Raw genomic sequence first — 22,699 nt, 5'->3', positions numbered from 1 at the left:
ACATGTCCCACAGCTTGTCGACGGTGGCCTACCTGGGCGCCGCCATACTTTTCATCCTGAGCCTGGGCGGGCTCTCGAACCCCGAAACCTCGCGCCGCGGCAACCTGCTGGGCATGGTCGGCATGGCGCTGGCCGTGCTGGCCACGGTGTTCGGCCCGCGTGTGAGCTCGGGCGGCATTGCCTGGATCGTCATCGCGCTGGTCATCGGCGGCGGCATCGGCTTCTACGCCGCGAAGATCGTAAAGATGACCCAGATGCCCGAACTGGTCGCGCTCATGCACAGCCTGGTGGGCCTGGCGGCCTGCCTGGTGGGTTTTGCCAGCTATGTCGATACCTCGGTGCAGTTCAGCGGCGCCGAGAAGGCCATCCATGAGGTGGAGATCTACGTCGGCATCCTGATCGGCGCCGTCACCTTCTCGGGCTCGCTGATCGCCTTCGGCAAGCTCAACGGCAAGATCGGCGGCAAGCCACTGCTGCTGCCCGCGCGCCACTGGCTCAACCTCGTTGCGCTGCTGGTGGTGATCTGGTTCGGCAAGCAGTTCCTGGGCACCCACGAAAGCGGCGCCGGCATGACGGCCCTGGTCGTGATGACCGTGATCGCGTTGCTATTCGGTGTGCACATGGTGATGGCCATCGGCGGCGCTGACATGCCGGTGGTGGTGTCCATGCTCAACAGCTACTCGGGCTGGGCCGCGGCCGCCACCGGTTTCATGCTGAACAACGACCTGCTGATCGTCACAGGCGCGCTGGTGGGCTCGTCGGGCGCGAGCCTGAGCTACATCATGTGCAACGCGATGAACCGCAACTTCATCAGCGTGATCGCCGGCGGCTTCGGCTCCGGCGCGGGCAAGTCGGCCAAGAAGGGCGAAGCCGCCTCGCCACAAGGCGAGGTCACGCCCATTAGCGCCGCCGAAACCGCCGAGATGCTGCGCGAGGCAAAGAGCGTGGTCATCGTGCCGGGCTACGGCATGGCCGTCGCGCAGGCCCAGCACACGGTCAACGAGATCACCAAGGCGCTGCGCGAGAAGGGCGTGGATGTGCGCTTCGCCATCCACCCGGTGGCCGGCCGCATGCCGGGCCACATGAACGTGCTGCTGGCCGAGGCCAAGGTGCCCTACGACATCGTGATGGAGATGGACGAGATCAACGAGGACTTCCCGGACACCGACGTGGCGATGGTCATCGGCGCCAACGACATCGTGAACCCGGCGGCGCAGGACGATCCGACCAGCCCGATCGCGGGCATGCCGGTGCTGGAGGTCTGGAAGGCCAAGCACTCGATCGTCATGAAACGCTCCATGGCTTCGGGATACGCCGGCGTGGATAACCCGCTGTTCTACAAGGAGAACAACCGAATGCTGTTCGGCGACGCCAAGAAGATGCTGGACGAAGGGCTGGCCGCGCTCAAAGGAGGCCGAATGCAGAAGTCGGCTCCTTGGATTGATCCATCGGCTGGATAGGCTCGTATTTGATCCGAATGGAGACCTCGTCCTTGAGCTGTTCGATGACGGCGCGTTGGGGCGGGTGAATTCCCGCGGACGCCATAGACTTCCTCCCGCCCGGGCGCCAACTCGGAATTCAATCCCCCAGGCCCCTGAGTCTCACCTCCTGGACGCGTCGCCACGCACCGGGGGTCATGCCTGCTTCCCCTTTGAAGGCTCTCGTGAAATGGCTCTGCGAAGCGTAGCCACAGGCCAGGGCGATTTGCGCGAGCTCCAACTTGCCGTCGTGAAGAAGAGACTTTGCCCGATCGACACGCCGCTTTGCGACATAAGCGTGGGGGGGCAATCCCACGCTTGCACGGAACATCTTTGCAAAGTGAAAGGTGCTGAGCTTGGCTCGGCAAGCCAACTCTTCGAGCTTGAGGGCAGAGCTCAGATTCGCTTCGATGTACTCGATAATGTTTCTCTGGACAGCGGGAGCCAAGCGGCCTTTTATGACCTCTGTTGTTGCTCGGTTGGTGTGGTGGCGCAGCAGGCGATGAAGAAGCAAATGGCAGGCTGATTCGAGCGCCATTCGATCGGCGAGATCGGACCAGTCGAGGGGAAGGACGGCTCCTCTCACGATCATTGCGAGCGCCGGGTCATCAACGAACGTGAGATCCTGCAGATCGATCCGGCGCGGGGTGATGTCGAATGCTGCATGGGCCTGGTAGGCGAGAACAGCCGGATCGATGTAGAGATGGAACATTCGAATCGGTCCCCCGACGTGCCACCGGCTTGCATGTCCCGCAGGCATCAAACAAAACTTGTCGGGACCTCCTCCAAGCAGTTGCCTGTCCGCACGGACGATCTTGTCTCCACCGTCAAGATACACGCTCAGCGTATGGTGATCCGGCTGGTCGTAGTTCGCCCAACCTTCAGCGTCCCGCCACTCCCATTCCGCAAAGGCAAGGCCGCACGCGGCCGTTCCCTTGCGCCAAAGACGAGCGCTGGTCTGAGAAAGGACCTCGCTCACATGGATCGCGGAAGTCTCCATTTTTTTCACCCCTAGTTTACTCGGGCATCGCACGGTTGAGCCCATCCATCGGGAGTCTGTAAAGGCATTTTGATACATCGGTGCGTTGGCTGCTCTGTCATTTACGGACTCAAGGGCGGTTTGTTGGGACGCAGGGAGGCTCACGGTCAGCCAGTCACATGCAAAAGATGTGCCGCTTCGGCCTTGCCGTTGTCGTGCATTGGCGCCCGATCTTGGCGTTGAGAAACAGTATCGTACGGGATCCCTGTCGGGCAGTCATTTCGTCGGTCGGGACTCTCAGATCTGATCTGACAGGCAACGTCGCCCGGCCCATGGTGATGCCGTATCGCAAAACAATCGGGCAGGCCATTTTGTGTGCCCTGTCAAGGCTGACATCAAGTGGCCTGAGCGATTTGGATGGGTTGTCCGGCGCCCGAAATATTCCCAAGGTGGTGCAACGGCTCCGCAAATCAGAGCAATACGGATGGTGTTAGCCAGCGGTACTGTTGTCGGTACTGTCACCCATGTGTATTCGACGCGGACAGTTCCGCTTGGATCATGCGTTTTCGAAGACAGAGAGACCCCGCTTGAAGAGGTGGCAGGATGGTTGTTGGCACCGGCCGCCCCCCGACGGTTGGGGTGAGTGTGAGTTCGTATTCGCCACGGACCCTGTCGAAGCGTCCATGGCGCCCGAGAAAGGCTTCCAGGATGACTAAACTGGCGCACCAATCCCTCGTGGTCGCTGTCAAGGGACCCCGCTACGCCGCGTGGCTGGCGACAAGGAACGACCTGACGGCTCGCTTTGTCGCCGCCGGGCGTATTCCGGGTTTGATCAATCTTGCCGGGGGATTGCCCGAGCCGACAGTTTTTCCGACTGAGGAGTTGGCCACTTACGCTCGGGAGGTGATCTTGAAGCATCCGCAGGATTGCCTCGGGTATGCTCCCACCGATGGTCTTCCGGAGCTGCGCGATGCGATTGCCACGCGCTACAGCTCGCCTGTGCTGCGGTTGCGGCGTGAAAACGTCCTGCTTACCGCCAGCGGCACCCAGAGTCTGGATCTCATTGGGAAGGTGCTGATCGAGCAGGGGGACGTCATTGCTGCCCAGTTCCCCAGCTATGTCGGCGCTATGGACGCCTGGAGGCCACGGGCACCTCGGTATCGCAATCTTGTGCTGGAAGACGACGCGTTCGACCCCCTGTCCTCCTTCGAGGGTGCGCAGTTCGTCTACTCGGTGCCGAACTTCTCCAACCCTACAGGCAGGTTGGTTGGCGTCTCGGTCCGCAATGCGATGGTCGATGCCGCCCACCGGACGGGAGTGTGGCTAGTCGAGGACGATCCCTACTGCGCCCTCCAATACGAGGGAGTGCCTTTGCCTCGGATGATCGAACTCTCGGCTGAGCGCTTGGGGAAGGGAGGGTACGAAGGTCCCATCATCCATCTGGGCAGCGTCTCGAAGGAGTTGGCGCCGGGGCTTCGTGTTGGCTGGATCATCGCAGCCCCCCAGATGATCCAGATGCTGTCCGCGGCAAAGCAAGGTGCGGATCTCTGCTCGAGCGGCCTCAATCAGCGGATTGCCCTGGCCGCCATTGACAGCGGTCTGATGGAGCGGCTGAGCCCTCGGATGGTCGAATTGTATCGGGAGCGGCGCGACGCACTCTGCGCTGCCATGGCGGAACACCTTGCCGAATGGTTTGTGTGGGAGGTGCCTGTTGGTGGAATGTTCGTGTGGGCCACCGCGCGGGATCCTTCGATGGACACTGATCGCCTTGTGTCCGTCGGCACCGAAGTCGGTGTCCTTGCAGGGCCGGGTAGCGCATTTGATCCTTGGGTGAAAAGCCGCAACGCGCTTCGACTGAACTTCACCGCCAATTCTCCTGAGCGGCTCGCCGAAGGGGTGCGCCGTCTGGCCCAGGCAGTTCGAAAACTGAAGTCTGCGGGCGTGTGACCTCAAGCCCGGACAGTGTCCGCAACAAGAGCCACTAGGAGAACATCAATGGCTCAAGTAGTCAGCATCCACACCCCTGGTGGTCGCGCGCTAGAACGCCGCCACACGGCCGGCTGCCTCGTGCTGATGCTCTGACCTGAGCGCGTGCCTTCGCTTCAGGGTACACCTTGGAAGCGGCGCAATGAAAGCCGCACACCAGTCGAGCACCCTTGACTTTTTCAACCCAGGAGACATCCATGAAATCCACAAAGAACCTTCGCTCGATCGGGACGGCAGTTGTGTTGACCTTCCTTGGCCTGTCGGCACAGGCCCAGACGGTCAAAATTGCCATTGCCGGCCCCATGAACGGTCCCATGGCCCAGAACGGCGACATGATCAAAGCCGGAGCCCTGACCGCTATCGAACTGATCAATGCCGCTGGCGGAGCCGGTGGGAACAAGCTCGAACCTGTCATCATGGACGATGCCTGCGAACCGAAGCAGGCCGTAGCAGTGGCGAACAAGATCGTGAGCCAGGGCATCAAGTTCGTCATCGGACATGTCTGCTCCGGCTCGACTATCCCGACTTCCGAGATCTACGAGAACGAAGGCGTTGTGATGGTGACTCCGACTGCCACTGCGCCGCAAATCACCGAGGGCAAGAAGCGCAAGCTCATCTTCCGCACCATCGGCCGTGACGACCAGCAGGCGCCTGTCGCCGCCCAGTACATCATCGCCAAGGTCAAGCCCAAGAAGGTGGCCGTGCTGCACGACAAGCAGTCCTATGGTCAGGGCATTGCTGCTGCGGTGAAAAAAGAGCTGGATGCTGCCAAGGTACCGGTGGTTCTGTTCGAGGGCCTCAATGCAGGTGATACCGACTACTCGGCCATCATCACCAAGCTCAAGTCGCAGGGTGTGGACTTCGTCTACTTCGGCGGCTACCACCCCGAAATGGGGCTGCTGCTGCGCCAGGCGCGGGAGCAGAGCGTGAAGGCAACCTTCATGGGACCGGAGGGCGTGGGCAACAAGGATGTGACATCGATTGGCGGAGCGGCCTCCGAGGGTATGCTGGTGACGCTGCCGGCCAATTTCTCGGCCGATCCGGCCAATGCTGCGCTTGTCAAGGCCTTTGCCGACAAGAAGCGTGACGTCAATGGTCCGTTCCAGATGTCCGCATACGCGGGCGTGAAGATCATCGCCGATGCGATCAGTGAAACCAAGAGCACCGATCCCGCCAAGGTTGCGGCCTTCATGCACCAGAAGACCTTCCAGACCCCGATCGGCAAGGTCGAATACGATGCCCAGGGCGACCTGAAGTCGTTCCAGTTCGTGGTCTTCACCTGGCATAAGGATGCCACGAAGACAGCTGTCAACTGAGCCAGCGCCTTTGCCGAAACGCCCCGCTACTCATTCGGCGAGCGGGGCGTTTGGTATCGAGCATGCGGGATGGGGGCTTGATCAAGAGCCTCATGGATCGGGCGCACGCGCTCGCACCGGAAGCGCGAGCATCGATCAGCTCGGGCCGTGTGCTGATGACCTGAAGCGGCAGCGACACGCATGGCGACTTCATGTCCGCGACATGGACAGGTTGTGTTCACGGAATACACTGCCTCGCACGCCATAGGCTGGGATGCAAAGAGTGTCCAACAGATTCACCGTGGTCATCGCGTGGCACACGCAAGTTGCTGTACCAAGCATTCGATACTGAAACCCACGGCCTTCTGGCCCAGGCAGCAGTGTGTGGCAATCGTTGGAGGTAGATAAATTGACTCAGAAACTCGTGCCCGTGTATGAGGCATTGGCTCAGGACATCAAGACGATGGGCGTGGAGGTCGCGTTCGGCTTGATTAGCGACGATACGGCACTCTTCGTCGCAACCCTGGACTCCATAGGCATTCAGTTCCATGGCAGCCGACATGAGAACACCGCGATCGCCATGGCCGACGGTTATGCGGCTGCCACCGGCAAGCTGGGCGTCGCGGTGCTGGGACGGGGCCCCGCCGCCGCGAACTCCATGCACGCGGCCACCTATGCGCAACGCAGCCGTTCGGGGGTGTTGATGATCTTCGGTGACGCGGCGCTTCGGCCGCCCGCTCACAGCTGTGGCCCCGACCTGAAGGCCTTCGACGCCGTGGGCGCGCTGCGTTCAGCCGGACTCGAGCCCTTCGTCGCGAGGGACGCCCATAGCGCCCGCCAGGTGCTCGCGCAGGCGGTCAGTGCCGCCCATGCCGGCGCGGCGGCACTGCTGCTGCCAACCGACGTACAGCGGGCCAGCGTCGACCTCTCGGCCACCACCCCGACGCTCGCGCCGCCCCCGACCATAATCAGGCGTCCTCCGCGCAAGACGGCGCTCGCGGCCGCGTCCACACTGCTGGCCGCGAGCAAGCGCCCCCTGATCATCGCTGGCTGGGGGGCCTACGAGGCCGGAGCGCGAGAAGACCTGATCGCCCTGGCCGAACACCTGGGGGCGGCACTCAGCACGACGCTCAAGGCCAAGGATCTATTCCAAGGCCACCCGATGGACTGCGGGCTGGTGGGCTCCTATTCCCATGCCGGCGGACGCCGGCTGATCGAGCAGGCGGACTGCATTCTTGCGTTCGGCGCCGGTCTGAACGGCCGGACCACCTCCATGGGAACGGCTATACCGACCGAGGTGCCCGTGATTCACGTCGACAGCACCCGCGCCAACATCGGACGCTGGCTGGATGCCGACGTGGCCATGGTGGCCGATGCAAAGCTCGCGGCCCAGGCGCTGCTTGAGTCGGTTCCCGCTCGCCGCCCGGAGATCAAGGAATTCCACGGCGAGTCCTACCGGAGCTGGCTCGACAGCTTCACGCTGGACAAGGACTTCACGCCGCAGCACACCCCCCGAACCGTCGATGCACGCGCGGCCGCGCTCGCGCTGGACAACATCCTGCCGCGCAACCGTAACGTCGTGTACGACGCCGGCAATTTCCTGCAGGCGTTGCCCTACTTGAGCGTTCCCGATCCACGCAGCATCCGCCAGGCCACAGACTTCGCCTCGATCGGCCTGGGCATCGGCGCGGCACTGGGTTACGCGCGCGGCGAACCCGATGCCACCACTGTACTAGTGATCGGTGACGGTGGCCTGCTGATGACGCTCGGTGAGCTGGAGACCGTGGTTCGGGAAGATATTCCGCTCGTCGTGATCCTGATGAACGACTGTGCCTATGGCGCGGAAGTCCACTTCCTCAAGCTGCAGAACATGCCGACCGCAAAGACGGTTTTCCTGGATATCGACTTTGCGCCGATTGCCGAGGCCTTGGGCTTCCAGACGGCCACCATTCGCAGCATGCAGGACCTGGAACAGGCAGCGCCGATGCTCAGGAACCCCGAGGGGCCTGTGCTCCTCGACGTCAAGATCAACGGGGCGATTCCCGTGGGTTGGCTCTTCGATGACAAATAGGTCGGCGCCACGCCGCCGGACCTTCTTCCTGTGGCGGCAGGTCTGCGCGTTCGTTTTCCGCGTCGGGCGGGCTGCAGCCTCCGACGGTGCCCCTGCGCGCCGGGAACCCATCGGCCGCCGGCAAGTGGGCGGCGCATCACAAAGAAGCTCAGATGTAGATACTAGCTGAGCAGAGCGATTCACTGAGCGATACAGCCTTTTCCGGCCGTCAGGCGATGCAACTGCGATGTAGTGCCGAGCATCTTCATGCTCGAGTTAGTCAACGGAACATAGCAACCGCTTGCCAGGAGTAGACCGTCACGCCCTTGACGACGGACTCTTCCATGGTCGGCACGTCGGGCAGGATAGGCGAGCGCGCAGCTTGCCTGCCTTGATGTGCGGGACCGCTGTATTGAGATTCATGAAGGTGGCGTCGACCTGTCCGCCAGGCAGGTCGTTCTTCGCCGGGGCGCCGCCCATGTACGTATGTGGATCCCGGTTGTGCCGGTTTTCTGCCAGAACAGATCCTTTCTGCCAGAACAGATCCGCGGTGAGATGGTCGCTTGTCCCGTTTCCGGCAGATGCGGACGTCTTCGTCTCAGGGATTGGCCTTCTCGTAGGAAACGATGTTGTCCTGAATGGTCTTGAAGCGGGAGTTTGCTGGCACCGAAAGGACGTTGGGCGCCTGCACGGCAACGGTGAGGTAGGCGAAGTCCTTGAAAGGATCGTACGGCGCACTCGTCGGTTGCGACGCCGGCTTTCTGAATGCGGCGCGCCTCAAGGGCAGTCACGCCGCCATCAAGAGCGGCATGCTGTGCGCCGAGGCGGCTTCCGACGCGATCGCCGCCGGCTGCCAGTACGATGAACTCACAGGCTTCTCAGAGAGCTTCGAGGGAACCTGGCTGCACGGATCTATCAAAATTTCAAGAACTGCTTCAAGGAGAGTTCGCTGCTGTGCGCTTGCAGAAGGTTTGCATGCCGGACTTGTAGCCGATGGCCTGCCTTGGGACTGTCTTCGGTAAATACATGTTCGCAGGCACGAGTGTACTCAGCGGGGGGCGAATACACCTCCAAGGGCATATTTATGGCTAAAACGGACGTAATTGGACCTGGCACCGAAGTTGCAGATAGCGGGTATGGACGGTGAATGTGTTCGAGGAAAACGCTGTCCGTCATGATAACGAACGATTGGAGACATCCATGAATGCACCCGCACTGCGCTTCGGCGCACTCGCCGCACTGACGGCGATTTGCCAGTTGGCTTCCGCCGCGGAGCCATTCCGCATCGGCGCCTTGGTAGATATGTCCGGGGTCTATTCCGGCATCGGCGGTCCTGGCGGTATCGCAGCCGTCAAGATGGCGGTTCAGGACTTCGGCGGTAAGGTTCTGGACCGGCCCATCGAGGTGTTGGGTGCCGACTACCAGAACAAGGTCGATATTGCTTCCACCCGTGCCCGGGAGTGGTATGACCGGAACAACGTCGAAATGATCATCGAGTCCACCGACTCGGCCTCGGCGCTGGCGCTGCAGAAACTTGGCGAGAGCAAAAAGAAGATCACGATCTTCGCGGGTTCCGCCACTACGGAACTGACGGGCAAGCAGTGCTCGCCTTACGGTATTCACTACGTGTACAACACCTACGCGCTGGCAAACGGCACGGCACGCGCAATCCTGGAAGAAGGCAAGAAGGACTGGTTCTTCATCACCGCCGACTATGCATTCGGCCATTCGCTCGAGTCGAATGCCATCAATGTGGTGGAGCAGCTGGGCGGGAAGGTTGCCGGCAAGGTCCGCCATCCGCTTGCGGCATCGGACTTCGCATCGTTCCTGCTGCAGGCACAGGCGTCAAATGCGCAGGTGATTGCATTGGCCAACGCGGGACGCGATACACAGAATGCGGTTCGCCAGGCTTCGGAGTTCGGACTCGGGACTGGCAAGCAGGTGGTGGCGCCGCTGCTGATTTTCGATAGCGACCTGAAAGGCATGGGCCTGAAGGCGGCGCAGGGACTGCAGTTCACCACGGCATTCTACTGGGACTACAACGACGAGACCCGCGCTTTTGGCAAGAAGTTCTTCGCACAGACCAAGATGATGCCGACCATGGTTCAGGCCGGTATGTACTCCGCGGTGACGCACTACCTGAAGGCGGTACAGGCGGCAGGTAGCGCGGACCCCGACAAGGTCATGGCGAAGATGCGCGCGACGCCGGTCAATGACTTCTTTGCCAAGGACGGCCGCATTCTGGCAAACGGGCTGATGGCGCATGACATGTACCTGGCTGAAGCCAAGAAGCCGTCTGAGTCCAAGGGCGAATGGGACCTGCTGAAGATCCGCAAGATCATCCCCAAGGACAAGGCCTTCGAGCCACTGGAAAAGAGCGCCTGTCCGCTCAAGGGCTGACGCACTAGGGAACTTGAGGTGGCCAGGCAGCTGGCCACGCTTCTACGCACTCTCCGGGCGTCTTTCCACGGCCGCTGCGTCGCCCCGGCCGCGCGGAAGACGCTTCCTTTTTCTCCAGATTGGCTTTGCTCCTGTTATGCCGGATTTCATTCTGCAGACGCAGCGGTTGTCCAAGTCATTCAGAGGCTTTACTGCCGTCAGTGAAGTCGACCTGAATGTACGCCGCGGCTCGATCCACGCCTTGATCGGGCCGAACGGCGCGGGCAAGACCACCTGCTTCAACCTGCTGACCAAGTTCCTGGAGCCGACCGCCGGCACCATTCTGTTCAACGGCATCGACATCACGCGCGAAAAGCCAGCGCAGATTGCGCGGCGGGGCGTGATCCGCTCGTTTCAGATTTCCGCGGTGTTCCCGCACCTGACCGTACGCGAGAACGTACGCATCGGCCTGCAGCGTCAACTGGGTACTGCCTACCAGTTCTGGCGCAGCAAGCGTTCGCTCGACGTGCTAAATGCCCGCGCGATGGATTTGCTCGAACAAGTCGGGCTGACCGAGTTCGCCGAGACCATCACTGTCAACCTGCCTTACGGCCGCAAGCGTGCGCTCGAGATCGCGACCACCCTCGCGATGGAGCCGGAACTGATGCTGCTCGATGAGCCGACGCAGGGCATGGGCCATGAGGACGTGGATCGCGTGACCCAGCTGATCAAGCAGGTTTCTGCCGGCCGCACGATCCTGATGGTCGAGCACAACATGAATGTCGTGTCGTCGATTGCCGACAAGATCACCGTACTGCAACGCGGTGCGATTCTGGCCGAGGGCCCTTACGCCGAAGTCTCGAAGGATTCGCGCGTCATGGAAGCCTACATGGGTACGGCCGACGCCGAGCTGCAAGGCGCGCATTGAGGGGGAAAAAGTAATGGCAAACGACAACACCCCGGCCCTCGAGATCAGGGACCTGCATGCCTGGTACGGCGAGTCGCACATCCTGCATGGTGTGGACCTGACCGTCAATCGTGGCGAAGTGGTCACGCTGCTTGGGCGCAATGGTGCCGGGCGCACGACAACGCTGCGCGCGATCATGGGACTCACCGGTACGCGCAAGGGATCGATCAAGGTCAACGGCCACGAAACCATCGGCCTGCCGACACACAAGATCGCGCACTACGGCATTGGCTACTGTCCCGAAGAGCGGGCGATCTTCTCAAGCCTGTCCTGCGAAGAGAACCTGCTGCTGCCGCCGGAACTCAAGAGCGCCAATGCGGGAAAAGGCATGAGCAAGGCCGAGATCTACGACATGTTCCCGAACCTGATGGAGCGCAAGCAGAGCCAGGGCACGCGCCTCTCCGGCGGTGAACAGCAGATGCTTGCCGTGGGCCGGATCTTGCGTACCGGGGCGAACCTGCTCCTGCTTGACGAGATCTCGGAAGGGCTGGCGCCTGTGATTGTGCAGGCCCTGGCGCGCATGATCTTGATGCTCAAGAAGAAGGGCTACACGGTGGTAATGGTGGAGCAGAATTTCCGATTCGCCGCGCCGCTGGCCGACCGCTTCTACCTGATGGAGCACGGCGCGATCGTCGAGCGCTTTGCCGCCGACGAGCTGCAGGACAAGATGCCGGTGCTCAATGAGCTGCTCGGCGTGTAACGAGGGGAAGTGCAATGAACCTTGATTTTGGAATTCCCCTGCCGGCTTTGATGTCGCAGTTGCTGCTCGGCCTGGCGAATGGCGCGTTCTACGCAATGCTAAGCTTGGGGTTGGCGGTGATCTTTGGATTGCTCAACGTGATCAACTTCGCGCACGGTGCGCTGTTCATGCTGGGCGCTCTGCTGGCGTGGGCCGGCATGGAGTACGTCGGGCTGAGCTACTGGGCAATGCTGCTGCTGTCGCCCCTGGTCATCGGCTTGTTGGGCGTGCTGATCGAAAAGACGATGCTGCGCTGGATCTACAAGCTAGACCATATTTACGGTCTGCTGCTCACGCTGGGTATTACGCTGGTGATCGAAGGCGTGTTCCGGTCAATCTACGGCGTCTCGGGCCAGCCTTACTCCGCGCCCGAGCTGCTGCAGGGCGCTACCGACGTTGGCTTTATGCACCTGCCGAACTATCGCGCCTGGGTCGTGGTGGCTTCCATCACGGTCTGCCTGGGCACGTGGTTCGTGATCGAGAAGACCAAGCTGGGCGCCTACCTGCGTGCGGGCACCGAGAACCCCAAGGTCGTCGAGGCGTTCGGCGTCAATGTGCCGCTGATGGTCACCCTGACCTACGGCTTCGGCGTGGCACTGGCTGCGTTCGCCGGGGTGCTGGCCGCGCCGGTGATCCAGGTGTCGCCGCTGATGGGACAGAACCTGATCATCGTGGTGTTTGCAGTTGTAGTGATCGGTGGAATGGGCTCGATCCTCGGCGCCATCGTCACCGGTCTGGGCCTGGGCGTGATCGAGGGGCTGACCAAGGTGGTCTACCCGGAAGCGTCGTCAACGGTGGTCTTTGTTGTAATGGTGATTGTCCTGCTGCTTCGTCCGGCGGGGCTGTTTGGCAAGGAAAAGTGATGACCGAATTCTCTCTCCCTTCAACGGTGACCTCGGCGGCCGGTGGGGACGCGTTGGTGCGAAGCCGGGCGCCGGCATACATCTCCATCGTGCTGGTTGCACTGCTGTTGCTGGCGCCCCATCTTGGCTTCTATCCGGTCTTCGTGATGAAGATCCTGTGCTTTGCGCTGTTTGCCGCGGCATTCAACCTGCTGCTCGGCTACACCGGCTTGCTGTCGTTCGGCCATGCCGCCTTGTTCGGCGGCGCGGGCTACATAGCCGGGTATGCGATCAAGAACTGGCATGTCACGACGGAGGTCAGCCTGCTGATCGGCGTGGCAACCGCCGTAGCGATTGGATTTCTGATGGGCGTGCTGGCAATCCGCCGCCAGGGCATCTACTTCGCCATGATCACGCTCGCGCTGGCACAGATGTTCTTTTTCATTTGCCTGCAGACACCGCAAACGGGCGGCGAGGACGGCTTGCAAGGCGTTCCGCGCGGCGCGTTGTTCGGGGTGATCGACCTGTCATCGGATGTCAGCTTCTACTATGTCGTTGTCGCCGTCTTTGTCGCAGCGATGGTGCTGATTGCCCGCATAGTCAGTTCCCCGTTTGGCCAGCTCCTCCAGGCGGTCAAGGAGAACGAGAGTCGCGCCATCTCGCTGGGCTACAGTACAGACCGCTTCAAGCTGATGGCCTTCGTGCTGTCGGCCGCGCTGGCGGGACTGGCGGGAGCGATGAAAGCGCTGGTGCTTGGCTTTGCGACGCTGGCCGACGTCCATTGGACCATGTCGGGGGCAGTCATCCTGATGACGCTGGTGGGCGGGATGGGGACGTTGAGCGGGCCAGTCGCCGGTGCGCTCGTCATTGTGATCCTGGAGAACAAGCTGGGCGAGATAGGTGCCGGACTTGCCAATGTCACCGGGATCGACTGGTTCGCATCCCTTGGCGAGTCAGTGACGCTCGTGACCGGTGTCATTTTCATTCTGTGCGTTCTGTTGTTCCGGAAAGGACTGGTTGGGGCGGTCCTTGGCCGGCTTCCGTCCGGACGATGATTGCTAGAAAGACGGCCGGCAGCACGCGGTCGGCCGGCTAAGTCATCGCTACGGGGCGCCGCGGGCAGGTTGTTCGCCCTTGCTAGCGGCCATTCAGCAGACGATGCAGCAGTGAAGCGTTCACCCCGAATCGATCGAAGATCGCATCTTCGAAGCGAGCGCGATCCGGGAAGCCATAGGATCCGACCCTTGCAGCTTCCCGGTCGGCGCCGGCGAGGTCAAACAGCGCGCGCATCAGGCGCTGCGTCGCCACCAGATCGACAAAGCTCTCGCCTTCACTCAACAAGGTTCGGGACAATTGACCCGCCTGATCGATGCGGAGCTCTCGCGACGCCGATGCGAGCCGCCACGGCTTTTGCGGTGCCTGGAACACCGCCATAGCCAGGCTACTCGCAATTGGCTTGTGCGATCGCTCTTCTACCCGTATCCGCTGACCGGACCACGGCAGCTGCCGGAACGCTACGCGGGCGCGCTCTGCCAGCACAAGGTGTGGCGACTCGAGCGGGCGGATCGCGTGCCATCCACCGTCGTGGGTTGCACGCATCTGACCCGGCACGTTGAGCTCACAATCACCTTCGATGACCTCTGCAATCACGGGGAACGGGAAACGCAGCCCGCGCAGATGGACACGCGCATACGCTGGCGATTGGAGAATGAGCGAAAGGGGAGCGACCTCTGGCTGCACTGCGGTCTTTGATGGTCGGGGGGCGATCAAGCCTCGTCCGTCAGCAGCGACAGGCCCAGGCCGGCGCGGCGCCACAGCCACGGGCTCGGGCGGTAGCGCATGTCGCCGGTCAGGGCTTCCATGTTGCGCAGCGTCTCCAGCACCAGTTGCGGGCCGACGGCGTCGCCCAGGGCCAGCGGGCCCTTCGGGTAGCCCAGGCCCAGGTTCACGGCCAGGTCGATGTCCGCGGGCGAGGCAATGCGCTGCTGCGCGATATCGCTGGCGATGTTGATGATGCAGCAGAGCACGCGCTGGGCCACGAAGCCGGCCGAGTCGCGGATCACCGTGACCGGCACGCCGTCGCTCGCGAACAGGCCGTGCGCGGCGTCGCGCGCGGCGGCGCCAGTGGCCGGCGTGGTCATCAGCGTGCGGCGCTTGGTGGCCTCGAACGGCAGGAGGGTGTCGATGGCCACCGTGCGCGAGGCGTCCAGGCCCTGCTGGAGCGCGGTGGTGGTCGCGTCCAGGCCCAGCGGCGTGACGACGATCAGTGCCTCGGCGGAAGGCTGGTCGCCACTTTCAGGCGTGATACCGAGCGCGCCGAGCAGCTTCGTCACCATGGCATGGCCGCGTTCGCTGGCGCGGCTGACCCACACGCTGGCCGGACGGGCCGACGGGACCGCGGCCGCGGCCGTGGCCGGGACCTGCTTCTGGCCATCCACGTAGCGGTAGAAGCCGGCGCCGGCCTTTCGGCCGACCAGCCCGCCAACCGAGCGGATCGCCGTGATCGGCGACGGGCGGTAGCGCGGCTCCTGGTAGAACTGGTTGTAGATCGATTCCATCACCGGGTGCGACACGTCCAGCCCGGTCAGGTCCATCAGCTCGAACGGCCCCATGCGGAAGCCGGCCTGCTCGCGCATGATGTTGTCGATGTCGGCGAACTCCGCCACGCCTTCCTGCGCGACCTTGATGCCTTCGATATTCATGCCGCGGCCGGCATGGTTGACGATAAAGCCCGGCATGTCCTTGCAGCGCACCGGCGTATGGCCCATGCGGCGCGACAGCGCCATCAGCGCATCGCCCACGGCCGGGTTGCCGGACAGGCCGTCGATGACCTCGACCACCTTCATCAGCGGCACCGGGTTGAAGAAGTGGTAGCCGACCACGCGGCCCGGTTCCTTTGCGCCCACGGCGATCGCGGTGATCGACAGCGACGAGGTGTTCGAGGCGATGACCACGTCAGGACGCAGCACGGCTTCCAGCTTCGCCACGAGATCTCGCTTCACTTCGAGCTTCTCGACGATGGCTTCCACCACCATGTCGCAGCCGGCCAGGTCTTCCAGCGCGCCGCACGGCTTCACGCGGCCCAGCGTGGCCTGGGCGTCAGCCGCCGAGATCTTGCCCTTTTCGGCCAGCTTGCCGAGCGTATCCTGCAGGTACTTGCGTGCCGCTTCCACCGCTTGCGGGTTGGCGTCGTACAGGTTGACGGTCAGGCCTGCCTGCGCGGCGATCTGGGCGATGCCGCGGCCCATGGCGCCGGTGCCGACGATGCCCAGTGTCTGGATAGCGGTGATCGAAGGAGAGGTTGTGTTCATGATGTCCGGATCGCAGGAGATGGTGGGCGACGCCGCAAAGCACTGCAGCCGTGAGGAGGAACCCACGGCTGCAGACGGGCATGGCATTCGCCCAGGGTTGTTCGGTAAGCCTCAGTTCAGCGTCAGCACGTACTTGCCGGACACCTGCCCGGAGGCGAGCTGCGCCAGCGCTTCACCGGCACGGGAAAGGGGCAGGGCACCGGCGATCTTCGGCCTGAGCGCACCTTGCTGATACAGCTTGAAGATCTCTTGCTGTACGGCCAGCACCTTTTCCGGCTGGCGATCGCGATAGTCGCTCCACTGCAGGCCACTGACGCCAATGTTCTTGAGCAGCAGATAGTTGGCCTTGATCTCGGGGATGCGGCCGGCCGCGAAGCCAATGACCACCGCGCGGCCGCACCATGCGATCGCACGCAGTGCGGCATCGAAGACATCGCCGCCCAGGGTGTCAAGCACCACATCGGCGCCATGGCCCGAGGTGGCATTGCGCACCTGCTCGCGCAGCGATTCGCGCAGGTCAGGGGCGGAAAGATCGATCACTGCGTCGGCTCCCAGTTCCCGTGCCGCCTGCGCGTGCTCGGCACCGCTGACGCCGGCCAGCGCGATGCCGCCGAGACCCTTGACGATCTGGATGGCCGCCGAGCCGACGCCGCCGGCAGCCCCGGTGACAAGCACAGTCTCGCCGGCACGGAATCCGCCACGTTCCACCAGGGCGAAGTAGGCGGTCTGATATGCCAGCCCCATCGCGGCAGCGTCTTCGAACGGCATGGCATCGGGGATGCGGAAGCATGAATCGGCAGGCACGCTGACGAGCTCGGCGAACGCGCCATATTCCAGTTGCGCCACCACGCGATCGCCAGGTTGGACATGGGTGACATTGGCACCGACGGCGCGTACCACGCCGGCGGCATCCTTGCCCGGTGCGAACGGGCGTTGCGGCAGGATCTGATACTTGCCCTGCACCACCAGCACGTCGGGATAGTTGACCGCGGCGGCTCGGACTTCGACGAGCACGTCGCCGTCGCCAACCTGCGGGTCGGGAAGGTCGCCGATGGTGACGGCGTCTGGTGCATTGAATTCCTGGATGACGATGGCTTTCATGTCGGCTGGACCTCAGCGATTCAGAAGTTGGTTGTGTGCTCCCAGGGCCGGGGACGCGGCGGAGCGATCCTGGCTGCGAAAGGCGGCATCGATGGGCACCGGCAATGCCGGCATGCTCCCGTTCGCCGCAGTGGTAGCGGTGCGGTCAAACAGGCCGCGTTCCCGGAAATGCGGATCGTGCCGGGCTTCTTCCAGACTGACCACACGGCTGGTGCAGACGTCTTGCCCGGCGAAGCGGTCTTCCCAATAGGCAACCGGGTGCCGGGAAATGGCCGCCGCAACGGCACCGATGGCCTGGTCCGGTGACATCCGCGCCAGCGCGTCCGCATCCAGCCCGACCAGTGCGACGAAGTTGTCCCAGAACTTGTCTTCCAGTGGCGCGGCCGCCAGGAAGGCACCATCGGCGGTACGGTAGATCTGGTAGCGCGGCGTGCCTCCCGTGACCAGCTCCGACGCCGGTGCGGGCCACGATCCCAGCGCGCCGTTGCCAAGCCCCCAGTACTGGAACGTAAAGAGGTTGTCGGCCATGGCCACATCCAGGTGAACGCCCCTGCCGGTCTGGTCGCGCTGACGCAAGGCGAGCAGGATATTGATCATGGCCGGATAGGTGCCGCCAGCAATGTCGGCAATGAGGGCAGGCGGCAGGACCGGCGCACCATCGTTGCCGGCAGTCAGCGACAGCGTGCCGGATGCCGCCACATAGTTCAGGTCATGCGCGGCTTCTGATGCGCGCGGGCCGTACTGTCCGAAGCCGGTGATCGAGCAGTAGACCAGCCGTGGGTTGATTTCCGAAAGCGCTGCATAGCCGAGGCCCAGACGATCCATGACGCCGGGACGGAACTGCTCGATCAGGACATCGGCATCGCGGATCAACGGCGTCAACTGGCTCAGCGTCTCAGGCGCCTTCAGGTCGATCGCGACAGATTGCTTGCCGCGGTTGAGCAGCACGAAATTCGCGCTGTCGTCATCGACCTTCGGCTCATACGCGCGCATTTCGTCGCCACGGCCGGGGCGCTCGAACTTGATGACTTCGGCTCCCGCCTCGGCCAGCAGCAGCGAGCACAGCGGTCCGGGCAGGAGGGTGCTGAAATCCAGCACCTTCACACCGGTCAGGGGTTGGCTCATGGCAATCATCGCTTTACCCGCTCTTCGCGTTCCTCGCGCTCCGCTGCGACGCGCGCGCGCCGCGCCGGGGCATAAGGCTCCTGCCCGAGAGCTTCATGCAAGGCTTGAGTGACACGGAAATGGTGCGCCAGGCCAGTCCGTTCCAGCAGCGAGATCGGACCCTCCGGGTAGCCGAGGCCCAGGCACAAGGTCTTGTCCAGGTCATCGGCGCTGGCCAGTTTCTCGTCCAGGCGGCGCAGCGCCGCATTGAAGTACGGGCGGATCAGCCGGTCGACGATGCGACCCGGAAAGTCATGACATACCGCGACAACCAGCCCCGCAGCCTGGAACACCACCTTGGCGGCTTCGATCGCGCCAGGGGTCGTGCCCGGTTGCCTGACGAGTTCCACCAGCGGGCTCGGGTCGGCGTCGCCGAGACGAAAGCGGGCGAATCCAACCACATTGGAGCCTTCGACGCCGCGGCTCTCGCCTGTGTGGATGCCCAGGCATTCGGTGCCCAGCTCGATGGCGACAAAGGTGCGCGCTTCGTGTCCTTTGCCTACGCTGTAGGCGCGACCGGCTTGCGAACCGAGGTAGACCAGCCCGTCGCCTTGCGCCGCTGCCTGTTCGAGGAAGGGATGGGATTCGGGAAAGGAACGGCTCTCGCCAGCTTGTATGATTTCGTAGCGCATATCAGGCTCCAAACATCTTGGTGTCGCCGTAGGTATGGAAGCCTTTGCCGGTCTTCTTGCCCAGGCGCCTGGCGGCGATCATGCGGCGCACCAGCGGCGGGCAGGCGGCGCGCGGCTCGTGGGTCAGGCCATGCATGGCTTCGCACAGCAGCTTCTGGGTGTCCATGCCGACCAGGTCCAGCAGCTCGAGCGGGCCCATCGGATAGCCCAGCGCAGTCTTGATGGCGGTGTCGATGTCGGCCGGCTCGGCGACGCCTTGTTCCACCAGCCGGATCGCATCGTTATTGAACGGGATCAGGAAGTAGTTGAGGATGAAGCCCGGCGTATCCTGTGTGGCCACCGGCTTCTGTCCCATTGCCTCGGCAAAGGCCCACGCTTTCTGGAAGGTCTCATCCGAAGTGGCCAGGCCTGGCGACATCTCGATCAGCTTCATCAGCTGCGCAGGCAGGCAGAAATGCATGCCGACGAAGCGGTCCGGCCGGCCGGAACCGCCGGCGATTTCGGTGATAGAGATCGTGGACGTATTGGATGCGAAGAGGGTAGCCGGCGGGCAGACCTCATTGAGCTGGCCGAACAACTGATGCTTGACTGCAAGATCCTCGAAGATGGCTTCAATGATGATGTCGCATTTGGCCAGGTCGCTCAGTGAGGTAGTGCCCTCCCAGCGGGACAACGCCTCAGCGGCGGCGCCGGCCGGCAGCTTGCCGCGCTCCTCGGATTTCTTCAGGAACGCTTCGGTCTGGCCGCGGGCGCGGTCCAGCGCATCCTGCCGGGCATCGAATACGATGGTCTTGAAGCCCGCGCGGGCCGCAACGATGGCGATGCCCGCGCCCATGGTGCCGGCGCCCGCGACGCCGACGGTTTGAATGGTTGTCACGTTCGTCTCCTATTTCTTCAGGAAGCTGCGCCCGATCAGCTGCCGGTGCACCTGGTTGGTTCCTTCCCAGATCTGGGTAATCTTGGCGTCGCGCATCAGCCGCTCGACCCGGTAGTCGTTGCAGTAGCCATAGCCGCCGAACAGTTGCACGGCATCGGTCGTGATGCGCATGGCCGCGTCGGTGGCGCGTTGCTTGAGCATCGAGGCTTCGATGCCGAAATCCTGGTCGCCGGCATCGACCATCTCGGCCACGCGCCAGAGCCACGATTCACACAAGGCCAGCTCCGTGGCCAGGTCTGCCAGCATGAACTGGATGCCCTGGAACTCGAGGATCCGCTTGCCGGACTGGCGCCGCTCGTTGATGTAGTCGACCGCATCCTCGAACGCCGCGCGCGCAATGCCCAGGGCATGCGCGGCAACGCTGGGGCGCGAGCGGTTCAGCGAGCCGAACAGGATCTGCAGGCCCTCGCCGGGAGCGCCGATAAGGTTGGCGCGTGGCACGCGGCAGCCGTCGAAGGCCAGGCTGGCCGTGCTGGACGCACGGGTGCCCATCTTGTGCTCGGTGCCGAGCACGCGCAGACCCTCCGTGCCCTTTTCCAGAATCAGCACGGAGATGGCGGCCTTCGGATCGCTGATCTCGGACCATTTGCCGAACACCAGATACAGGTCGGCCACGTCGCCGTTGGTAATGAAGGTCTTGCCGCCATTGATGACGATGTCGTCACCGTCGGGGGTAAAGGTGGTGCGCATGCCAGTGGCATCCGATCCCGCAGAGGGCTCGGTGATTGCCAGCGACGCCAGGCCGCCTTCGGCAATGCGCGGCAGCAGACGACTCTTCTGTTCTTCGCTCCCGTACTGGATCAGCGGCTTAATGGCGTGGAAGTTCGTGGCCCAGACAATACCGGTGGAGGCACAAGCCTTCGAAATCTCCCGCACGCAAGCGAGATAGCTCAGGAAGGACAGTTGCGCGCCGCCATAGTTGTCAGGGATGAACATGGCGTTCAGGCCCAGTTCATTGATGGCTTTCACGTTCTCCCAGGGAAACACCCCGGTGCGGTCGTACTCGGCCGCCCGTGGCGCGATCTGGGTGTTGCAAAGCTCCTTGACGCTGTCGAGGAGCATGCGTTCCTCGGACGATAGCGGCAGCCGCGCGTCCATCCGGTCCAGCATGTTCATGTCTTCCTCCGTTGGTGGGCTGTGAACCGCCCGGATCAGTCCACTGAATCACTGAAATTGGTCGGCGCCTGCCATGTCATGCGGGCGCATCGCGTCGTTGCAAATGCTCGCAATAGCCGTGCTATTGCTGCGCTTTGCGCCTGCGCTGCATCCCGCCTGACATGTCCTTCGCCTCCCATTTCAATGATTCAGTGGACTAGTGCTACAGCGCCATGCCCTGGCCGCCATCGACATAGAGCGTCTCGCCGGTCAGGAAGCGGCCGGGCAGCCGGAACAGCATGGCGGCAAGCCGTCCGATATCGTCGGACTGCCCGGGGCCTCCGACGGGAATGCGCTTCTTGAGGAATGCCTGGAGCGCACCTTCGTTCAACTCGTCGCGGTTCAGATCGGTCTCGATATAGCCAGGCGCGATATTGACGACCTGTATGCCATCGCGCGCCCATTCGACGGCCAGGCAGCGCGAGATCGCGCCGACGGCAGCCTTGGATGCGCAATAGGCGGCATTGCCGCGCACGCCGAGCTTGTCGTAGAACGAGCCAATGTTGACGATCAGCGCCGAGCCGGCCTCGCGCAGGTAGGGGTAGGCCACCTGGCTGGCGAGCAGGACCGACGAGGCGTTGGTTTGCATCACGCGCTCGAAGTCGGCGATCGGGAACGATGCGGACGGCCCCTGCAGGTGGATGCCCGCGTTGTTGACCAGGCCGACGATCGGCTTGCCGAACAGAGTGGGCACCTCGGCGAATGCCGCGTCGACAGAAGCGGCATCGGTGATATCGCAGTGTATTGCCGCCAGCCGCTTCTGTGCATCGGCATCGAGCGAGCCGGCGTCAGGAAGTTCGCCCGAACGCGAAAGGCAGGCAACGTGCAGGCCGGCGCGTGCCAGCTCCACGGAAATGGAGGCACCGATGCCGCGGCTCCCGCCGGTCACGATGACGGCGCCCTGGGTGAGATCAGGCATCCTTGAACTCCGGTGTGCGTTTCTCGATAAAGGCGCGCATGCCTTCGACGGAGTCATCCGTCTGGTAGGCCAGCGTGGACAGGTCGGCCTCGATCTCGAGTCCGGCGTCGAGCGTGGTCTCCATGCCGCGTACCACTGCCTCTCTTGCGAACTGAGAGGCGCAACGGCTATAGCCGATGAACTCGGACATGAAAGCCTTGCCAAGTTCGGCCGGGTCGCCGGCGGCCACCACACGGTTCACCAATCCGATGCGCTCGGCTTCGATCGCGTCGACTGTTCGTCCGGACATCACCATCTCCAGCGCACGGCCTTCGCCAACGAGGCGTGGCAAACGTTGCGTGCCACCGTAGCCAGGGATCAGACCGAGCTTGATCTCCGGCAGACCCATTCGGCCATGTACCGTCGCGATACGGAAGGTACAGGCCATGGCCAGCTCCAGCCCGCCGCCAAAGGCATAGCCATGCAATACGGCGACCGACGGAATCGGCAGGCTGGCCAGCTTGTCGAAGATACGTTGACCCAGCTGTGCGCCCTGGCGTTGTGCCATCAGGCTGCGGTCCATCAGTTCCTTGATGTCGGCGCCGGCGCAGAACGCCTTCGGCCCGGCCCCAGTCACAATGAGCGCGCGAGCGCCGGAGGCTGCCACCTGATCGAGCGTGTACGACAGTGCTTCGATCATCGTGAACTGCAAGGCGTTGCGGGCTTCGGGCCGGTTGAGCGTGAGGATCGCGTACGGGCCGTCAAACTTGATATCGATGGACATGG

20 protein-coding genes and 1 pseudogene are annotated in these 22,699 nt (G+C 63.0%); 10 read left to right on the top strand and 11 right to left on the bottom strand.

Going from position 1 to position 22,699, the window contains the following annotated elements; genetic code table 11:
- Positions 1 to 2: 2 nt before the first annotated feature.
- Positions 3 to 1,460 carry a Re/Si-specific NAD(P)(+) transhydrogenase subunit beta gene (gene pntB / locus AC07UK_RS03985; protein WP_058697522.1) on the top strand — a complete coding sequence of 486 codons (1,458 nt, stop codon included), beginning with the start codon at positions 3 to 5 and terminating at the stop codon, positions 1,458 to 1,460.
- Positions 1,461 to 1,578: 118 nt separating this feature from the next.
- On the opposite strand, the gene AC07UK_RS03980 is transcribed toward pntB, so the two are convergent.
- Positions 1,579 to 2,478 (bottom strand): helix-turn-helix domain-containing protein, encoded by a 900-nt coding sequence (locus tag AC07UK_RS03980; protein WP_058697523.1) that lies wholly within the window; start codon positions 2,476 to 2,478, stop codon positions 1,579 to 1,581.
- Between the two features lie 687 nt (positions 2,479 to 3,165).
- On the opposite strand from AC07UK_RS03980, the gene AC07UK_RS03975 reads away from it, so the two are divergent.
- The 3 genes from AC07UK_RS03975 to AC07UK_RS03965 all read left to right on the top strand — a co-directional run bounded on the left by AC07UK_RS03975 (position 3,166) and on the right by AC07UK_RS03965 (position 7,809).
- Complete coding sequence (locus AC07UK_RS03975) at positions 3,166 to 4,404, top strand: aminotransferase-like domain-containing protein (RefSeq protein WP_058697524.1); 1,239 nt, start codon at positions 3,166 to 3,168, stop codon at positions 4,402 to 4,404.
- A 236-nt stretch (positions 4,405 to 4,640) separates the two neighbouring features.
- Positions 4,641 to 5,759 carry a branched-chain amino acid ABC transporter substrate-binding protein gene (locus AC07UK_RS03970; protein ID WP_058697525.1) on the top strand — a complete coding sequence of 373 codons (1,119 nt, stop codon included), beginning with the start codon at positions 4,641 to 4,643 and terminating at the stop codon, positions 5,757 to 5,759.
- A 388-nt stretch (positions 5,760 to 6,147) separates the two neighbouring features.
- Entirely contained in the window at positions 6,148 to 7,809 is a 1,662-nt protein-coding gene (locus tag AC07UK_RS03965; protein ID WP_143010699.1) for a thiamine pyrophosphate-binding protein, read from the top strand.
- A gap of 297 nt (positions 7,810 to 8,106) precedes the next feature.
- Here AC07UK_RS03965 and AC07UK_RS03960 read toward each other — a convergent pair whose 3' ends face one another.
- Positions 8,107 to 8,526, bottom strand: coding sequence for a tripartite tricarboxylate transporter substrate-binding protein (locus AC07UK_RS03960; protein WP_412459398.1), 420 nt, complete (start codon positions 8,524 to 8,526; stop codon positions 8,107 to 8,109).
- On the opposite strand from AC07UK_RS03960, the pseudogene AC07UK_RS03955 reads away from it, so the two are divergent.
- The 6 genes and pseudogenes from AC07UK_RS03955 to AC07UK_RS03930 all read left to right on the top strand — a co-directional run.
- Positions 8,520 to 8,700 (top strand): annotated as a pseudogene (locus AC07UK_RS03955) (electron transfer flavoprotein-ubiquinone oxidoreductase); the annotation flags it as partial. The gene AC07UK_RS03960 and the pseudogene AC07UK_RS03955 overlap by 7 nt on opposite strands.
- Before the next feature lie 288 nt (positions 8,701 to 8,988).
- A complete protein-coding gene (locus AC07UK_RS03950) occupies positions 8,989 to 10,188 on the top strand; it encodes an ABC transporter substrate-binding protein (RefSeq protein ID WP_058697528.1) in 1,200 nt (399 codons plus the stop codon).
- Between the two features lie 136 nt (positions 10,189 to 10,324).
- Positions 10,325 to 11,095, top strand: a complete 771-nt coding sequence (locus AC07UK_RS03945) for an ABC transporter ATP-binding protein (protein ID WP_058697529.1) — start codon at positions 10,325 to 10,327, stop codon at positions 11,093 to 11,095.
- 13 nt (positions 11,096 to 11,108) lie between these two features.
- Positions 11,109 to 11,834, top strand: a complete 726-nt coding sequence (locus tag AC07UK_RS03940; RefSeq protein WP_058697530.1) for an ABC transporter ATP-binding protein — start codon at positions 11,109 to 11,111, stop codon at positions 11,832 to 11,834.
- A gap of 14 nt (positions 11,835 to 11,848) precedes the next feature.
- Positions 11,849 to 12,736 (top strand): branched-chain amino acid ABC transporter permease, encoded by an 888-nt coding sequence (locus AC07UK_RS03935; protein ID WP_058697531.1) that lies wholly within the window; start codon positions 11,849 to 11,851, stop codon positions 12,734 to 12,736.
- A complete protein-coding gene (locus AC07UK_RS03930) occupies positions 12,736 to 13,770 on the top strand; it encodes a branched-chain amino acid ABC transporter permease (protein ID WP_081050223.1) in 1,035 nt (344 codons plus the stop codon). Before AC07UK_RS03935 ends, AC07UK_RS03930 begins: the two co-directional genes overlap by 1 nt.
- A gap of 82 nt (positions 13,771 to 13,852) precedes the next feature.
- Here AC07UK_RS03930 and AC07UK_RS03925 read toward each other — a convergent pair whose 3' ends face one another.
- From AC07UK_RS03925 to AC07UK_RS03885, 9 genes are all read right to left on the bottom strand, one after another.
- Complete coding sequence (locus AC07UK_RS03925) at positions 13,853 to 14,485, bottom strand: hypothetical protein (protein WP_143010700.1); 633 nt, start codon at positions 14,483 to 14,485, stop codon at positions 13,853 to 13,855.
- Complete coding sequence (locus AC07UK_RS03920; RefSeq protein ID WP_058697533.1) at positions 14,482 to 16,026, bottom strand: 3-hydroxyacyl-CoA dehydrogenase; 1,545 nt, start codon at positions 16,024 to 16,026, stop codon at positions 14,482 to 14,484. Before AC07UK_RS03920 ends, AC07UK_RS03925 begins: the two co-directional genes overlap by 4 nt.
- A gap of 111 nt (positions 16,027 to 16,137) precedes the next feature.
- Positions 16,138 to 17,127 carry an NADPH:quinone oxidoreductase family protein gene (locus AC07UK_RS03915; RefSeq protein WP_058697534.1) on the bottom strand — a complete coding sequence of 330 codons (990 nt, stop codon included), beginning with the start codon at positions 17,125 to 17,127 and terminating at the stop codon, positions 16,138 to 16,140.
- Positions 17,128 to 17,139: 12 nt separating this feature from the next.
- Positions 17,140 to 18,252 carry a CaiB/BaiF CoA transferase family protein gene (locus AC07UK_RS03910; RefSeq protein ID WP_058697669.1) on the bottom strand — a complete coding sequence of 371 codons (1,113 nt, stop codon included), beginning with the start codon at positions 18,250 to 18,252 and terminating at the stop codon, positions 17,140 to 17,142.
- Between the two features lie 5 nt (positions 18,253 to 18,257).
- On the bottom strand, positions 18,258 to 18,923 hold the full coding sequence (locus AC07UK_RS03905; protein ID WP_058697535.1) for a 3-hydroxyacyl-CoA dehydrogenase family protein: 666 nt from the start codon (positions 18,921 to 18,923) through the stop codon (positions 18,258 to 18,260).
- Position 18,924: 1 nt separating this feature from the next.
- On the bottom strand, positions 18,925 to 19,800 hold the full coding sequence (locus tag AC07UK_RS03900) for a 3-hydroxyacyl-CoA dehydrogenase family protein (protein ID WP_081050224.1): 876 nt from the start codon (positions 19,798 to 19,800) through the stop codon (positions 18,925 to 18,927).
- A 9-nt stretch (positions 19,801 to 19,809) separates the two neighbouring features.
- Positions 19,810 to 20,976 (bottom strand): acyl-CoA dehydrogenase family protein, encoded by a 1,167-nt coding sequence (locus AC07UK_RS03895; protein ID WP_058697536.1) that lies wholly within the window; start codon positions 20,974 to 20,976, stop codon positions 19,810 to 19,812.
- Positions 20,977 to 21,178: 202 nt separating this feature from the next.
- Positions 21,179 to 21,934 (bottom strand): SDR family NAD(P)-dependent oxidoreductase, encoded by a 756-nt coding sequence (locus AC07UK_RS03890; RefSeq protein ID WP_058697537.1) that lies wholly within the window; start codon positions 21,932 to 21,934, stop codon positions 21,179 to 21,181.
- Positions 21,927 to 22,697, bottom strand: coding sequence for an enoyl-CoA hydratase/isomerase family protein (locus tag AC07UK_RS03885; RefSeq protein WP_058697538.1), 771 nt, complete (start codon positions 22,695 to 22,697; stop codon positions 21,927 to 21,929). Before AC07UK_RS03885 ends, AC07UK_RS03890 begins: the two co-directional genes overlap by 8 nt.
- Positions 22,698 to 22,699: the final 2 nt, after the last annotated feature.

The organism is Cupriavidus sp. GW821-FHT07C08 (assembly GCF_059419025.1).
Note: the sequence above shows the minus strand (reverse complement) of the source record. Positions and strands in the feature narration are given on the sequence as shown.

Bases quoted from the DNA above. Each gene is read 5' to 3' on its own strand.
- AC07UK_RS03935 (WP_058697531.1), top strand. From the start codon at position 11,849: ATGAACCTTGATTTTGGAATTCCCCTGCCGGCTTTGATGTCGCAGTTG.
- AC07UK_RS03940 (WP_058697530.1), top strand. From the start codon at position 11,109: ATGGCAAACGACAACACCCCGGCCCTCGAGATCAGGGACCTGCATGCC.
- pntB (WP_058697522.1), top strand. From the start codon at position 3: ATGTCCCACAGCTTGTCGACGGTGGCCTACCTGGGCGCCGCCATACTT.
- AC07UK_RS03885 (WP_058697538.1), bottom strand. From the start codon at position 22,697: ATGTCCATCGATATCAAGTTTGACGGCCCGTACGCGATCCTCACGCTC.
- AC07UK_RS03970 (WP_058697525.1), top strand. From the start codon at position 4,641: ATGAAATCCACAAAGAACCTTCGCTCGATCGGGACGGCAGTTGTGTTG.
- AC07UK_RS03930 (WP_081050223.1), top strand. From the start codon at position 12,736: ATGACCGAATTCTCTCTCCCTTCAACGGTGACCTCGGCGGCCGGTGGG.
- AC07UK_RS03975 (WP_058697524.1), top strand. From the start codon at position 3,166: ATGACTAAACTGGCGCACCAATCCCTCGTGGTCGCTGTCAAGGGACCC.
- AC07UK_RS03920 (WP_058697533.1), bottom strand. From the start codon at position 16,026: ATGAACACAACCTCTCCTTCGATCACCGCTATCCAGACACTGGGCATC.
- AC07UK_RS03980 (WP_058697523.1), bottom strand. From the start codon at position 2,478: ATGGAGACTTCCGCGATCCATGTGAGCGAGGTCCTTTCTCAGACCAGC.
- AC07UK_RS03905 (WP_058697535.1), bottom strand. From the start codon at position 18,923: ATGCGCTACGAAATCATACAAGCTGGCGAGAGCCGTTCCTTTCCCGAA.
- AC07UK_RS03910 (WP_058697669.1), bottom strand. From the start codon at position 18,252: ATGAGCCAACCCCTGACCGGTGTGAAGGTGCTGGATTTCAGCACCCTC.
- AC07UK_RS03890 (WP_058697537.1), bottom strand. From the start codon at position 21,934: ATGCCTGATCTCACCCAGGGCGCCGTCATCGTGACCGGCGGGAGCCGC.
- AC07UK_RS03945 (WP_058697529.1), top strand. From the start codon at position 10,325: ATGCCGGATTTCATTCTGCAGACGCAGCGGTTGTCCAAGTCATTCAGA.
- AC07UK_RS03950 (WP_058697528.1), top strand. From the start codon at position 8,989: ATGAATGCACCCGCACTGCGCTTCGGCGCACTCGCCGCACTGACGGCG.
- AC07UK_RS03915 (WP_058697534.1), bottom strand. From the start codon at position 17,127: ATGAAAGCCATCGTCATCCAGGAATTCAATGCACCAGACGCCGTCACC.
- AC07UK_RS03895 (WP_058697536.1), bottom strand. From the start codon at position 20,976: ATGAACATGCTGGACCGGATGGACGCGCGGCTGCCGCTATCGTCCGAG.